Here is a 15,631-nt window from a genome sequence, read left to right on the forward strand (position 1 = left end):
GGCCGAACTCAGTTCGGCCTTAAAACATTCAAAATCGTAGGGCGGGCTTCAGCCCGCCTTCACCCCCTAACCAGAGATGTTCCATGACCGCTGTAGTTGACACCCCAGAACAGGAAAGCTGGTTCCACAGAAACCAGCAGCGCATCGCGCCTTGGCTGTTTCTGGCTCCGGGCCTGCTGTTCTTCTTGGTCTATGTGATCATCCCGGTGTTTCAGTCTTTCAACCTGTCTCTTTACGAGTGGGATGGGCTGGGAGCCGCCGAATATGTAGGCATGCGCAACTATGAGGATCTGTATTGGGAATGGGTCGACCGTGACGCATTCTACATTTCGCTCAAGAACAACCTGATCTGGTTGGTCCTGTATCTTGCTGCAATTCCCGCAGGCCTGTTCATCGCACTGTTCCTGAATCAGACGGTCTGGGGCATACGGCTCTATAAGTCTTTGTTCTTCTTTCCGTTCGTCATCTCTCAGGTTGTTGTTGGCCTTGTTTTCACATGGTTCTACGACCCGACATTCGGATTGTTGAACGAATTCCTAGGTTTATTCGGTATGGGCCCGCTGAATGTGTTGGGCGACGAACGGTTCGTTACCTATGGCATCATCTTCGCAGGGCTCTGGCCGCAAACCGCCTATTGCATGATCCTCTACCTCACCGGCCTGAACGCCGTTGACCCCGAGCAAATCGAGGCCGGACGGCTTGACGGTGCAAAAGGTGGGCGGATGCTGTGGCACATCATCCTGCCGCAACTGCGACCCGCGACGTTCATCGCTTTTGTCGTAACCATCATCGGTGCGTTGCGCAGCTTTGACCTGATCTCGATCATGACACAGGGGGGGCCTTTTGGGTCGTCCCGTGTGCTGGCCTATTACATGTTCGAAGTCGCCCTGTCCGAATACGGTTTCCGCATGGGATATGGAGCCGCCATCGCGGTGATCCTGTTCCTCATCATGCTCTGCTTCATCGCCTATTTCCTGTGGTCGATGTATCGCGAAGAAAAGGGGCACTGAGATGTTTCCCAAACCCATCGAAAAACAACCCCGCGCAGCCCAGATCACCTATCAGGCGATGCTGCCTCTGGCGCTGTTGCTGTGGCTGGGGCCGTTGCTGGCGGTCGCCCTGTTCTCGGTCAAACCGGCGGCAGACTTCACCAACGCGAACTATTGGGGCATGCCGTCCAGCTTTGAGGGCGCTTTCAACTATGGGCAGGTCTTCTTTAATTCAGACATGCCTCGATATTTGCTGAACTCATTCCTGATCACCGTACCCACCGTGATCGGAGCCGTGGCGCTCAGCTGCATGACCGGATTTGCGCTTGGAATCTACAAGTTCAAATCGAACCTTTGGATCTTCTTCATGTTCGTGGCGGGCAACTTTGTCCCCTTCCAGATTTTGATGGTCCCCGTACGCGATCTGACTTTGGAACTGGGCCTCTACAACACCAAAACCGGGCTTGTTCTGTTCCATATCGCCTTCCAGACCGGCTTCTGCACACTCTTCATGCGCAACTTCATCCGCGCCCTACCCTTCGAACTCATCGAGGCGGCGAGGGTTGAAGGTATCAGCGAATGGCGGATTTTCTGGTATGTGGTCCTACCGCTAATGAAGCCCGCAATTGCCGCGCTCAGCGTGCTGATCTTCACCTTCATCTGGAACGATTATTTCTGGGCGGTTGTCCTGACCCAAGGCGCCGAAAGTCAGCCCGTGACCGCCGGGATCACCAGCTTCAACGCCCAGTTCCGCGCCGCCTATCAGCTGATGAGTGCCGGTTCAATTGTGGCAGCCCTACCACCTGTTGCCATGTTCTTCCTGATGCAGAAACACTTTATCGCGGGCCTGACCCTCGGTGCTGTAAAATAACGCCAAACCAGAGGTTTACCTCATGACCAAGATCACCTTTGTAGGTGCGGGTTCCACGATCTTCATGCAGAATATCGTGGGCGACGCCCTGCTCACCCCTGCCCTCGCCGACAGCCATTTTGCGTTGATGGATATTGATCCGGTGCGCTTGACCGAGAGCGAGGCTGTGGCCAAGGCCATGATCCGATCAGTCGGCACGGGTGCGACCGTCTCGACCCACACGGATCGCCGCGCGGCGCTGGACGGCGCGGATTTCGTGATTACTGCCTTTCAGGTCGGCGGATACGAGCCGTGCACTGTGACTGATTTCGAAATCCCGAAACAATACGGCCTGCGCCAAACCATCGCCGATACGCTGGGTGTAGGCGGTATCATGCGCGGCCTGCGTACTGTGCCCGTTCTGTGGGGTGTCGCGCAGGATATGATGCAACTCTGCCCCAATGCTACGCTGCTGCAATACGTGAATCCGATGGCCATCAATACCTGGGCCCTGGCCGAGCGCTTCCCTGCTCTGAAACATGTGGGACTGTGTCATTCCGTTCAGAACACAGTCGAGGAACTGGCGCATGATCTGGATCTGCCCAAGGCGGATATACGCTACAAAGTTGCAGGCATTAACCACGTCGCCTTCTTTCTCAAACTCGAGCATGAGGGCCGCGATATCTATCCTGCTCTGCGACAGGGCTATCTCACCGGGCACTTGCCCAAGCCTCCGCTTCTCATGCCTCGTTGTCCGAACAAAGTCCGGTACGAAGTGATGGATCAACTCGGTTACTTCTGCACCGAAAGTTCCGAGCATTTTGCAGAATACGTTCCGTGGTTCATCAAAGACGGACGCAATGACCTGATCGAACAGTTCAGCATACCGCTGGACGAATACCCGACCCGCTGCGTCGAGCAGGTGTCGAATTGGAAGGACCAAGCCAAGACACTGACCGATGGTCGGGATATCGAAGTAACCCGAAGCCACGAATTTGCCGCTGACCTTATGAACGCCATCGTCACCAACACACCCTACACAGCCTATGGCAATCTGCCCAATACAGGCCAGATCCCGCAATTGCCTTTGGGCGCTGCGGTGGAAACACCTTGCCTTGTGGACAGCAACGGTGTGCAGCCATCTGTCGTCACCGACATCCCGCCCCAGCTGATCGCGCTGATGCGGACTCAGATCAACGTGCAGGAACTGACAGTTCGGGCGCTGACAGAGCAGAACCCCGAACATATCTATCACGCCGCCATGCTGGATCCCCATACTGCGGCGGAGTTGGATTTGCGCCAAATTCGCAGCCTCGTCACTGATCTGCTTTCCGCCCATGGCGACTGGCTACCCGATTGGTGCCAATCAGCCCGTGCGGCCTGATCTTCATCTATTCGAAAAACAATCAACTCCATCGCAAGCCAGACAGACAGAGCCAAAAATGACCAAAAAACGCCGTTCTCAACATTGGTACGGAAAACTTGACAAGGACGGGTTCATTCATCGGTCGTGGATGAAGAACCAGGGCTTTCCGGACCATGCGTTCGACGGACGCCCCATCATTGGCATTTGTAATACATGGTCGGAGTTGACCCCATGCAACTCGGGTCTGCGTGACCTGGCCGAGGGTGTCAAACGGGGTGTGTGGGAGGCGGGCGGCTTCCCTGTCGAATTCCCGGTAATGTCGCTGGGCGAGACTCAGATGAAGCCCACCGCCATGCTATTTCGCAATCTGCTGGCGATGGATGTTGAGGAATCCATCCGCGCCTATGGTATCGACGGCGTTGTCCTACTGGGGGGATGTGATAAGACCACACCCGGGCAGCTGATGGGGGCAGCCTCGGTCGATTTGCCATCCATCGTGGTCAGCTCAGGCCCGATGCTGAACGGTAAGTACCGGGGTCAGGATATCGGCTCGGGCACGGATGTCTGGAAGTTTTCCGAGGCGGTTCGTGCCGGAGAAATGACCCTGCAGGAATTCATGAGCGCGGAATCCGGCATGTCGCGCAGCGCGGGTGTATGCATGACCATGGGCACCGCTAGTACCATGGCCTCGCTGGTTGAGGCGATGGGCATGTCTCTGCCCACCAACGCCGCCCTGCCCGCCGTCGACGCCCGCCGCATGGCACTGGCGCATATGACCGGCAAACGAATTGTCGAGATGGTGGACGAAGACCTCAAACCCTCGGACATTCTGACCAAGGAAGCCTTTGAAAACGCCATTCTCGCCAATGCGGCCGTCGGAGGATCAACAAATGCAGTGGTCCACCTTCTGGCGCTGGCAGGGCGCGTGGGCGTCGATCTGACGTTGAAAGACTTTGAAATCGGGTCAGAAATCCCACTGCTAGTCAACTGCATGCCTTCTGGCAAATACCTGATGGAGGATTTCTGTTATGCAGGCGGCGTGCCAGTGGTTCTGAGCGAACTCAAACCTTTCCTGCGCCCAGCTAAAACGGTTCTGAACAAGGATATCTCGGCGCATTATGAAGGCGCTGAGTGTTTCAACACAGATGTCATTCGCCCCTTCGACGATCCGGTAAAACCCGCCGCTGGCCTGCGGGTTCTGCGCGGAAATCTTGCGCCCAACGGGGCGATCGTGAAACCTTCGGCGGCCACAGACGCACTGTTGGAAACCGAGGCAGAAGCATATGTTTTCGAGAGCATCGAGGACCTGAAAGCAAATATCGACCGCGACGACCTGCCTGTCACACCCGAGACCATTCTGGTGCTCAAAGGCTGTGGCCCCAAAGGCTATCCGGGCATGCCGGAGGTTGGGAACATGCCGATCCCGGCGAAGCTGGTCAAAGAAGGTGTGCGCGACATGATCCGTATCTCGGACGCGCGCATGTCGGGCACAGCCTTCGGCACGGTGATCCTGCATGTTAGCCCTGAGGCGCAGTCCGGTGGGACACTCGCCTTGGTCAATACCGGCGACCGCATCCGAGTGTCCGCCAGCAAAGGCGAACTGGAACTGCTGGTTGACGAAAAGGAACTGGACGCCCGCCGCGCCCTGTGGCAACCGGACGATCCGCATTACACGCGTGGATATGCGAAACTCTATATCGACCACGTGCTGCAAGCCGATCAGGGCGCCGACCTTGATTTCCTTGTGGGCAAAGACACACGCCTTGTGACGAGAGAGAGCCACTGATGGATCAACCAGCTACATTTCATGACCTGCGCGGTGCATCCGTATACATTACCGGCGGTGGATCGGGTGTTGGCGCGGCACTAACCGATGGCTTCATGGGCCAAGGTGCAAATGTTGCCTTCATAGGTCGTTCCGATGCGAGCGCTTTCGTCGAAGAGATGCGTGACAAGCATGGCCGCGCCCCTCTATTTCTGCAGGGTGACATGACCGATACCGAACTGATGCACGCCACCATGACCAAAGCAGCCGAGACCCACGGTCCGCTGAAAGTGCTGGTCAACAATGCAGCCAATGACAAGCGTCACTCGCTTGAGGAAACCACTCCCGATTTCTGGGACTGGATGATCGAGGTGAACCTCAAAGCTTATTACTTTGCCTGTCAGGAAGCCGCGCGGCAGATGAAAGACAACGGCGGGTCGATCATCAATTTCAGTTCAATCAGTTACATGATGGGGAACGCAGGCTATCCGATCTACACCAGCTCAAACGCGGCAATCACCGGTATGACTCGCTCTTTGGCGCGCGAGCTTGGGCCTCAGAAAATCCGGGTCAATGCATTGGCTCCGGGATGGGTTCTGACGCAGAAACAGCTGGACATGTGGGCAACGCCCGAAGATCTGGCCGCGCATTTGGATCGCCAATGCCTGAAAGAACATCTAACGCCCGAAGACATGATCGCACCAACCCTGTTTCTGGCCTCAAGCGCAAGCCGTGCCATGACGGGTCAATGCATGGTTGTCGACGGCGGCGTTGTGGTAACGGGGTAACGCTATGAATGTTGAGTGGATCGCTGTTGACTGGGGTACCTCTCATCTGCGCGTTTGGGCCATGCAGGGAGAAAGAGTGATCGCTCAGGCGGTTTCGCAGGATGGTATGTCGCGCACGGCTGGGGGAGATTTTCAGGCAGCCCTGTTGGCTCTGATCAAAGACTGGCTGCCTGAGAAGCCAGTAGACGTGATCGCCTGCGGAATGGTTGGTGCGCGGCAGGGCTGGGTCGAGGCGCCCTATTCCGCCGTGCCGTCCGAGCCAATCCCGGTCGTACCCTTCCGCGTTCCAAACACCGATCCGCGTATTCGGGCCTTCGTAGTTCCGGGACTAAAGCAGAACAGCCCCCCCGATGTGATGCGCGGTGAAGAGACTCAGATCGCAGGGTTCCTCAGTGCGCATCAGAATTGGGACGGTGTGATTTGCCTGCCCGGCACGCATACAAAATGGGCCCAGATCAGTGCTGGTGAAGTCGTCAGTTTCCGAACCTTTATGACCGGTGAGATGTTTGATCTGCTGTGCGGGCAGTCCGTTCTTCGGCATTCAATTGATGATGGATGGGACGAAGCAAGCTTCATTGACGCAGTGGCGGATACGCTATCGAAACCTGAACAGCTTGCTGCGCGACTCTTTGGATTACGGGCGGCTGACTTGCTGCATGGTCAGAATAAGAACATCGCGCACGCCAGTCTTTCGGGCTTCCTGATAGGAGCAGAGCTTGCCGCATCGCGGCCCTATTGGCTGGGTCAGCAATTGGCAGTCATCGGCTCGGAAAGTCTAACCAAGGCCTACGCCACCGCACTACAGCAACAAGGCGCATTGGTCGAAACCGTTGACGCAACCGCGACAACACTTGCGGGGCTGGCACAGGCCCGCACACTCACGAGGCAAACCGCATGAGCCGTCCCATAATCGCCATCTTGCGCGGGCTGACACCTGATGAGGCGGGGCCTGTCGGGCACGCGTTGGTGCAAGCGGGTATTGACCGGATCGAAGTACCGCTGAATTCACCCGATCCTCTGGAAAGCATCCGTATCCTAGCCTCGGATATCGGTGATCGGGCACTTATTGGCGCAGGAACTGTGCTTACCCCTGATCAGGTTGATGCGGTAGCGGACGCTGGCGGCAAACTTATCGTTTCACCGAATTGCGATGTATCGGTAGTCCAACGTGCTATTGCACTTGAATTGCAAAGCTGGCCAGGCGTTTTCACCACGACCGAAGCTTTCACGGCCCTACAAGCTGGAGCAACTGGGTTGAAATTGTTCCCCGGGTCGATGGCAGGCCCCTCAGGCTTGGCCGCAATGCGGGCCATACTACCACCTGGCACGCAGGTATATGCCGTCGGTGGCGCGGGCCCAGAGAATTTTGATCAATGGATCAAGGCCAGTGCCGATGGCTTCGGGATTGGCTCAGCGCTTTACAAGCCTGGCATGTCTGTTGCTGAAGTATCAGACCACGCCCAGCAGATCGTGGCAGCCTATGACGAGTCAACGAAATGAGCCACGTTTACGATGATCGCCCCTGCGAATTGGGTGAAGGACCATTGTGGCACCCGGAGCGAAAACAGCTTTTCTGGTTTGACATTCTTAGCAATCGCCTGATGTCCAGAGAAGGCGACCAAGCTCGGGTCTGGGAATTTGAAGAACATGTCTCCGCCGCTGGTTGGGTCGACAACGAAACCCTGCTGATCGCATCAGAGACAGGTCTGTGGCGATTTGAGCTGGGTAGCCACGCCAAGGATTTGATTGTTCCGATTGAGGCCGACAACCTGGTGACTCGATCTAATGACGGCCGCGCCGATCCTTGGGGCGGGTTCTGGATTGGCACCATGGGCAAGAATGCTGAAACAGGCGCCGGATCGATTTACCGGTATTGGAAAGGTGAGCTAAGGCCATTGGTTCGGGATGTGACGATTTCGAACGCGATCTGTTTCGCGCCTGACCGCGCCTGTGCCTATTACAGCGATACTTTGACCAAACAGGTCATGCGCTGGGAACTGGATGCGGAGACTGGCTGGCCCATGGGCGAAGCCGCCGTGTTCCTTGACCTGCAAAGCGACGGCTTGGACCCGGATGGGGCTGTTGTCGACAGCACCGGCAATATCTGGATCGCTCAATGGGGTGCAAGCCGGGTCGCGGCCTATACGCCAGCCGGTCAATTCTTGAAATCAGTCCATTTCAACGCCAAACACACGTCGTGCCCGAGTTTTGGTGGCAACGATCTGACAACGTTGTTTTGCACCTCCGCCCGACAAGGGCTTGAAGCCGACACACTGACAAAAACACCAGCAAACGGCATGACCCTCGCCGCCGCAAATGTTGGCGAAGGTCAAGCGGAGCACAGAGTTATCATATGAAGCCAGAACTTGGCGTCTGCTATTACCCTGAACACTGGCCCGAAGAGAATTGGGCCAAAGACGCGGCACGCATGATCGAGACCGGCCTGACCTGGGTCAGGATCGGAGAATTTGCTTGGAGCCGGATGGAGCCCACTCCGGGCGATCTACAGTTTGGCTGGTTGGATCGCGCGATTGAAACCCTGGGCGCTGCGGGCTTGAAGATTGTGCTGGGCACACCGACGGCAACTCCGCCACGTTGGATGCTGGATAAGTATCCCGACATGCTGGCCATGGACGCCAATGACGATCCGCGCAAATTTGGTTCGCGCCGACACTATTGTTTTAGTCATGCCGGCTATATCAACGAATGCACGCGGATCGCGCAGATTATAGGTCAGCGTTATGGCCGCAACCCGCATATCGCGGCGTGGCAGATCGACAACGAGTATGGCTGTCACGATACGACAATCAGCTACAGCGACGCCGCTTTGAAAGCGTTTCGCCGCTGGCTCGCGGACCGCTACAGCTCGATCGAGGCACTGAACACAGCATGGGGCAATGTGTTCTGGTCGATGGAGTATAATAGCTTCGATCAGATCGAGTTGCCGAACCAAACCGTGACCGAGCCCAACCCAGCGCATGTACTGGCATTTCGCAGGTTCAGTTCGGATCAGGTGGTGGCGTTCAACAAGGCCCAGGTCGACGCGCTACGCCCGCTGACGGATGCACCATTGCTGCACAACTATATGGGCCGCGTGCTGGAATTCGATCATTTCGATGTCGGGAATGATCTCGATATCGCCACATGGGACAGCTATCCGATTGGCTTCCTTTCGGATCGTCTGGAAGCGGATGAGGCGCACAAAACCGCGTTTCTGAAGCAGGGCGATCCCGACATGCAGGCCTTTCACCACGACCTCTACCGCGCTGTCGGTCATGGCCGCTGGTGGGTGATGGAGCAACAACCGGGGCCGGTAAATTGGGCCCCATACAACCCAGCCCCCCTGCCCGGCATGGTGCGCCTGTGGTCGCTTGAAGCTGTCGCACACGGGGCCGAAGTTGTTAGCTACTTCCGCTGGCGACAAGCACCGTTCGGTCAGGAACAGATGCATGCTGGCCTGTTGGCCCCAAACGGCCACGACGCATCCGGATTGGCCGAGGCGCGCCAAACTGCCATCGATCTGGCCGAACTGGACGAGATCCATCCGGCACGCGCGCCTGTAGCGATTGTGTTCGACTATGCGTCGGACTGGGCATGGGCCACGCAGCCTCAAGGTGCCGGGTTCGACTATTTCAAGTTGGTGTTCTCAGCCTATCGCGCATTGCGACGCGCCGGATTGTCAGTAGACTTTCTTTCTCCGTCTATGGTCGGCGAAAGGCACTACAACCTGATCCTCGCACCGGGTGTAGCTGTGCTGGGCGATCTGGAACAGCGGCTGATACAGGGTTGTGATCTGGCCATTCTGGGTCCACGTAGCGGAGCAATCACGGAAGACTTTCAAATCCCTCGCGAAGGGCGTCCCGGCCTTGACTATCTTGATACTCATGTCGACCTGATCGAAACGCTACCACCCAGCGTGGTCCGCACCGTCGACGGGGGTGGCAAGTCGGAACATTGGGTTGAACGTTTGTCGGGTGGAGCCAAGACCCTGCTGACCTTTGCCGATGGCACGCCAGCTCTCCATGGCGAAGCGGGGCTTTGGTATCTGGCCGGATTCCCGGATGTGTTGCTTTGGGATCGGGTCATTAAGATGGCTGCTCAGGAAACCAATCTTATGCTCCACCCAATGCCACCGGGACTACGACGGCGCGAGACGCAGTCGCATGAGGCATTTATCAATTACAATGCGCATCCAGTTTCGTGGAACGGCCTTCAGATCCAAGGTTGTGATGTCATGTTCAGGAAACACGCCTCATATCAACGTTAATATAGATACCGCTAACATAACCTGATACAGGGCATGACGCAGGTCATGGCTCCAACAGGTTGCGACAATGAAATACACCCGTTCAGACTTTCCCGATGGCTTCCTATTTGGGGCGAATGCCTCTGCTGAAATAGTCACAGGGTTGGATATGTACCGCATGCCGATCCGTTGGATTGATATCCTGCCAGATGGTCGCACACCTGATACTGATGCGTTGGATCGGTGCGAACAGCGGATCGATCAAATTCTGTCTCTGAACTTCCGGCCATGTGTGGTGCTAGATCATTCAGAGGTACCCCCAGCACTGGAAGACATTGGCGGCTGGTGCAATCGAGAAATAGCCGCATATTTCTCGGATTTCGCTGAAACAATCGTGGCGCGGATGGGCGATCGCCTATTCAAGGTCTCAACCTCGTGCCTGATTACAAAAAACCAAGGTAGCCCACGCATCGAAGCGCGCAGCCTGCACCATCAACTGCTTGCTCAAGGCGCTGCTCGTCAAGAAATGCGCAGCTATGGTTTGACCAACCTAGGCGGAGAGCTTGAACCAGTCTCGCTCGCTTCAATTCTGAACGCGAAGTACCCCGAGGGTCTGCTGGATCGATTGAAGGACTACCTTCCTGACAACTGGTCAGATGATTTAGCGACCATCGCAGAACCGATTGACTGGCTCAGCGTGACAGTTAGTCAGGACGTCGATGTTGACACCGTACTGAACATAATTCCTGAACACAAAAAGCCATTGCCGGTTTTCATCAATGTGGCTTCGAATGATGCTTCAGACCTGACCCATGGATTGGATGCGATACACATCGCTCTGAAACAGGGCAGCTTGATTCAAGGGGCTTTCTTTGAATACGAGAGTAGCAGCACAGCCGATGCGCTTCAGCTACTCCTGAATGTTGGCAGCCAACCTGCGCCATGGGTTCGCCCCAAAGGAGGGCTGCACGCGCATTGGAACCTTGTTGCCGATATCGGTGGCACCAATACAAGACTTGGCGTCGTGACTGAGGGGGAACTGACTGATCTGCGCAAGCACCCCACCGGGACCGTCAGCGATCTGCAGGAGGCGCTTCATGAATTATGTGACGAAATTGGCACCCAGCCGCGCGCGGTTGTCGCCGCAGGTGCAGGACCCGTTAAGAATGGCACAATTCGTCTGACCAACGCCAATCTCGATCTCTCCGAGGGCGCTCTGGCCAAAGCCACAGGCGCGCATCACACCTATGTCATAAACGATTTCACAGCAGCTGCTTGGTCAGTTGCCGAAATTACCCAGAATGATGTCGAAGTTCTGCAGGGTGAGGCATCACCGCCTCTAGGGACGCGCTTGGTCGTCGGGCCGGGGACAGGATTGGGCGTAGGCGCCCTGCTCTATTCCGAGGGTCATTTTCACACTGTGTCTGGCGAGGGGGGCCATATGGGTCTATCGCCGCGCCATCTGGATGAGGTCGAGGTTTTTAACGCCGCACGTCAGATCGTACCAGAGTGTTTCTTCAGTGATACGCTGGCCATCGAAGCCGAGATGTTTCTAAGCGGCACCGGGCTGCCGGTGCTTTATCAGGCGATTGGGATGACTGAGGGTCAGCTCAATGTCACCATGCGTTCGGCAAAAGACATTCTTCAGGATGCGCAAGATGGCTCTGATGCCTGCGCGGTAAAAGCCGCTCGTATGTTTACTGAACATCTGGGTGCACTTATGGGAGACCTTGCCGTCGCCCTGACGCCTACAGGTGGAGTGTTTCTAGTTGGAGGGGTGGCTGAAAAGAACCGTTGGTTGTTCGGTCAGGATTTTCTACGTGCATTCAACGCTGGCGGACGTTTCGATGATTTGCGTAAAGCGATGAACTTGTATGTTTCGGAACAGGATGAATTTGGCATTGTTGGCGCTAACAATTTCTGTAAGAATGCGCTCGCACGTTAAACTAACCACGCCTTTTCTGAACAACGAAGGACTGCAGGATGATCCTGTGCTGCGGAGAAGCTCTGATCGACATGATCGCAGAACCAACGGTTTCGGGTGCAAAGGGTTTTGTTCCTCACTCCGGCGGAGCCATCTTCAATACCGCGGTCGCGTTGGGGCGCTTGGGTGTCTCGACGGGTCTATTGACAGGTTTGTCAACGGATATGTTCGGGGAACAACTAATAGCCGCCCTACAAATCAGCCACGTCACAACTACACATGCTGTTCGCTCGGATCGTCCAACGACGCTGGCTTTTGTGCAGTTGAAAGACGGGCATGCCACCTACAGTTTTGTTGATGAGAATTCTGCTGGGCGAATGCTGAGGCCAGAAGATATGCCCGATAAACTACCGGGCATCTCGGCATTGTATTTTGGTGGGATCAGCTTGGCCTGCGAACCCTGCGCCGATGCCTACGCTGCCTTGCTTGAACGCCATGGCGCAGAGCGTGCGGTAATGCTGGACCCGAACATTCGCCCGGGGTTCATTAAAAATCAGACCCGATACCGGACCCGGCTGAACCACATGATAGCCAAGACTGACATAATTAAGGTATCAGACGAGGATCTTGATTGGATTATCCCCGGTCCCGAAAGCCATGCCGAGAAAGTCCCACTGCTGCTACAAGCAGGTCCTGCTGTCGTGATCGTGACCAAAGGGGGCGACGGTGCATCCGGCTATCTAGCGGATGGAACTGAGGTCTCGGTACCAGTTCAGAAGGTTAAAGTCGTCGATACCGTCGGTGCCGGAGATACATTCAATGCGGGCGTTCTGGCCGCACTAAGTCACGCGGATCAATTAGATAAGTCATCCCTGCGCGCCTTGCCGTCAAACAGTTTACGCGACGCACTGGAGTTTGGGGCAAAAGTTGCCGCGGTGACCGTATCGCGCGCCGGGGCAAACCCACCCTGGGCGCAGGACCTCTGATTTTGGACAGACGCCGGAAGTGATGGAAAACATCTTGAGGTCACCCTTCAGCGAATATTATGCCCCTTCAAACGCAGTGAATTTGGCAGTTTGGCTGCAACACGGTCAGGTCTTGCCCAAGCAGATAGCTATCTGCGGATCAACTTAGTTCCTCTACAAATATCTTGTCGCAAGATTTGAGCTATATGAAATGAGACAGATTGTGCCCGCAGGCACGCTGGCGACGCTGAGAACCTGATCAGCCGAAGCGACAGAGCACCAACATGATCCAGCCAAGTATGATTGGTGCGGCCTCACCCGTTAACCAATTGGTCAAGACTCTCTTCAGCCTTGAGATCAGACCATCCAGAAACCGTGCATCGGCGTCCGCCAATATCCCGACACCGATATCGCAATACGCCATGAAGTGCTTGCCACATTTTACTCCCCTGAGAGCGCGCAGCTAGATCCTCACGCTATCTAACATCGGACTTTCTTTGGATATGGAAACAAAGAAGTGCTTTGCTGCCAACCAACACGAGGCAAGAGACTAGCTTCAAATAAAGAGCTGCCCCCAATATTATTCGGAGGCAGCTTAATTGTTAATTCAGCAAAAGCTGACTTCGGTGATGAAGGTCAGCTCCGGCCTTTCCACGGAACCAGCCAGTTTTCAGCCTTGCGCATCAGGATATCGATGCCATAGCCAATGATGCCGATAAGCACGATGCCCATGATGACAATATCCGTCAGCTGGAATTTCGAGGCCGCGATGATCATCATACCAGCCCCTTTCTGTGCCGCGACAAGTTCGGCCGCCACAACAGTACCCCAGCATACACCCATGGCGACGCGTGCGCCGGTGAATATCTCGGGCAACGAGTTGGGTACAATCACATGGCGCATGATCTGCCACTTCGACGCCCCCAGCGAGTATGCCGCGTGGATTTTTGAGATGTTCACACCAGACACACCTGCACGTGCAGCAATAGTCATGATCCAAAGCGCCGCTAGGAACAGCAGGACGATCTTGCCGGTCTCCCAGATGCCAAACCAGATGATGACCAACGGGATCAGCGCCAATGGCGGCACAGGGCGCATGAACTCTACGATTGGGTCAAACCAGCCCCGGAACCAGCCAGACAATCCCATGGCGTATCCGAGCGGAATGCCTATGAGCGCTCCGGCGACAAAGCCCGCGATAACCCGCAACAACGACCAACCAAGATGCTGCCAAAGCGAGAAGTTCTGATAGCCTTCGCTGGCTATCTCGAAGAAGCGCGCGACAACAGTTTCGGGTGCCGGCAACCAGATCGGGTTCATCTGCATACCCTGCGCCGGAGTGAAGCTGATCGCACCTTTTCCGGTCAGTGATACTGTGCCATCGCCCACGCTAACAGAACCATCCTCGCCAATCGCCGTGCCATTGATGGCGATGATCTTCGCGCCATCTTTGCGCTTCACCTCATCATTTTTGTCGAACAAGATGGTTGAGGAACGACCGCTGGGCGCGACAAAGGCGACATCCTTGGCAAAGCCGTCACCAGGCTCAACTTCAAAGCCCTCCGCCTCCTCTCCAAAAGGGGGAACCTTTACATAGATCGTGGCATCATCTGTGTTGCCGTTTGCGTCTTCGACTGTGTACGTAAACTGCAAATCCCCGACAAAGGGGCCAGGGACATGGATGGGCAGCAGTTTTGAACCGGTAAACGCGGCCCAAATCACAAAGATCACAAGGATCGAGATAATCGACGCTGCCCGGTCTGCGCGTACAGCACTTTCATCGCCAAACGTCACAGTTTTGAGGCTCGTAAAGTCCTGACGGCTTTGCAAACCCCTGCGCAGCAGATGCACGATCAGAAATGCGCCGCCGAACAGGCCGATATAAAAAAGAAGTACCATCATGATGCTTGCTCCGTCCGGCCCATGATTTCCTCTTCCATTTCCCAAATCATCGAAAGGATTTCGTCGCGCGTTTCCGCAAAGCCCTCGGACTTTTTCACGTCACGAAGGTCAGCGTTCACACCTCGCTCGGCAAATGGCAGATTATATTCCTTGTGAATTCGTCCAGGGCGCGGGGCCATGACGATCAATCGCTCACCCAGCAACAGGGCTTCTTCCACCGAGTGGGTGATCAGAATGATTGTCTTACCAGTTTCTTTCCATAGCTTCAGAACCAGGCCCTGCATTTTTTCACGTGTCAACGCGTCCAAAGCACCAAGCGGTTCATCCATCAGGATCACATCGGGCTCGTTTGCCAGGCATCGCGCCAGTGCGACACGCTGCTGCATACCCCCAGACAATTCGTAAACAGCCTTTTCCTTGAAATCCTGTAGGCCCACGACCTCAAGCAAATGATCCGATATCTTGTCTCGTTCCGCTTTTGGCATGCCCTTCATACGTGGCCCAAAATCCACATTCTCGCGCACGTTCATCCACTCGAATAGGGCGCCTTTTTGAAACACCATTCCGCGTTCCGCATCCGGACCTTTGACCAAATGCCCATTCAGCTCAATGCGCCCTGAGGTCGGTGCAAGAAAGCCCGCAACAATGTTCAGCAAAGTTGTCTTGCCGCATCCTGATGGGCCAAGAACCGAGACCAGTTCACCTTCTTTCAGACTAAGCGATACGTCCTGGAGCGCCTGCACTGAAGTACCGTTAGGCAAGTCAAAACGCATGGACAGGTCTACGATGTCCAATTCAGGCATTCTGTTTCCTTCCTGCTGTTGCATCTGGGGACC

At 55.6% G+C, this 15,631-nt stretch carries 13 protein-coding genes; 11 read left to right on the top strand and 2 right to left on the bottom strand.

Annotated features, from left to right (window positions below; genetic code table 11):
- Positions 1–83: 83 nt before the first annotated feature.
- From ACR0IU_RS07290 to ACR0IU_RS07340, 11 genes are all read left to right on the top strand, one after another.
- Complete coding sequence (locus tag ACR0IU_RS07290) at positions 84–1,010, top strand: carbohydrate ABC transporter permease (RefSeq protein WP_170475146.1); 927 nt, start codon at positions 84–86, stop codon at positions 1,008–1,010.
- Between the two features lies 1 nt (position 1,011).
- The gene (locus tag ACR0IU_RS07295; protein WP_170475148.1) at positions 1,012–1,860 is read left to right on the top strand and encodes a carbohydrate ABC transporter permease; all 849 of its coding nucleotides are present in this window, start codon (positions 1,012–1,014) and stop codon (positions 1,858–1,860) included.
- A gap of 22 nt (positions 1,861–1,882) precedes the next feature.
- The gene (gene melA / locus ACR0IU_RS07300) at positions 1,883–3,223 is read left to right on the top strand and encodes an alpha-galactosidase (RefSeq protein ID WP_480715782.1); all 1,341 of its coding nucleotides are present in this window, start codon (positions 1,883–1,885) and stop codon (positions 3,221–3,223) included.
- 58 nt (positions 3,224–3,281) lie between these two features.
- A complete protein-coding gene (locus tag ACR0IU_RS07305; RefSeq protein ID WP_480715783.1) occupies positions 3,282–4,991 on the top strand; it encodes an IlvD/Edd family dehydratase in 1,710 nt (569 codons plus the stop codon).
- On the top strand, positions 4,991–5,758 hold the full coding sequence (locus ACR0IU_RS07310) for an SDR family NAD(P)-dependent oxidoreductase (protein ID WP_480715784.1): 768 nt from the start codon (positions 4,991–4,993) through the stop codon (positions 5,756–5,758). The genes ACR0IU_RS07305 and ACR0IU_RS07310 overlap by 1 nt, the downstream gene beginning before the upstream one ends.
- A gap of 4 nt (positions 5,759–5,762) precedes the next feature.
- On the top strand, positions 5,763–6,656 hold the full coding sequence (locus ACR0IU_RS07315; RefSeq protein WP_480715785.1) for a 2-dehydro-3-deoxygalactonokinase: 894 nt from the start codon (positions 5,763–5,765) through the stop codon (positions 6,654–6,656).
- Entirely contained in the window at positions 6,653–7,258 is a 606-nt protein-coding gene (locus tag ACR0IU_RS07320) for a 2-dehydro-3-deoxy-6-phosphogalactonate aldolase (RefSeq protein ID WP_480715786.1), read from the top strand. Before ACR0IU_RS07315 ends, ACR0IU_RS07320 begins: the two co-directional genes overlap by 4 nt.
- A complete protein-coding gene (locus ACR0IU_RS07325) occupies positions 7,255–8,115 on the top strand; it encodes an SMP-30/gluconolactonase/LRE family protein (RefSeq protein ID WP_480715787.1) in 861 nt (286 codons plus the stop codon). Before ACR0IU_RS07320 ends, ACR0IU_RS07325 begins: the two co-directional genes overlap by 4 nt.
- Positions 8,112–10,025 carry a beta-galactosidase gene (locus ACR0IU_RS07330; RefSeq protein WP_480715788.1) on the top strand — a complete coding sequence of 638 codons (1,914 nt, stop codon included), beginning with the start codon at positions 8,112–8,114 and terminating at the stop codon, positions 10,023–10,025. Before ACR0IU_RS07325 ends, ACR0IU_RS07330 begins: the two co-directional genes overlap by 4 nt.
- Before the next feature lie 67 nt (positions 10,026–10,092).
- Positions 10,093–11,949: a family 1 glycosylhydrolase gene (locus ACR0IU_RS07335; RefSeq protein ID WP_480715789.1), complete on the top strand. Its 1,857-nt coding sequence runs from the start codon at positions 10,093–10,095 to the stop codon at positions 11,947–11,949.
- 38 nt (positions 11,950–11,987) lie between these two features.
- On the top strand, positions 11,988–12,914 hold the full coding sequence (locus ACR0IU_RS07340) for a carbohydrate kinase family protein (RefSeq protein WP_480715790.1): 927 nt from the start codon (positions 11,988–11,990) through the stop codon (positions 12,912–12,914).
- A 615-nt stretch (positions 12,915–13,529) separates the two neighbouring features.
- Here the strand turns inward: ACR0IU_RS07340 and ACR0IU_RS07345 are convergent.
- On the bottom strand, positions 13,530–14,795 hold the full coding sequence (locus ACR0IU_RS07345; protein ID WP_170544074.1) for an ABC transporter permease subunit: 1,266 nt from the start codon (positions 14,793–14,795) through the stop codon (positions 13,530–13,532).
- Positions 14,792–15,598 (bottom strand): taurine ABC transporter ATP-binding protein, encoded by an 807-nt coding sequence (locus tag ACR0IU_RS07350; protein WP_010441534.1) that lies wholly within the window; start codon positions 15,596–15,598, stop codon positions 14,792–14,794. Before ACR0IU_RS07350 ends, ACR0IU_RS07345 begins: the two co-directional genes overlap by 4 nt.
- Positions 15,599–15,631: the final 33 nt, after the last annotated feature.

The organism is Ruegeria sp. CL5 (assembly GCF_056536485.1).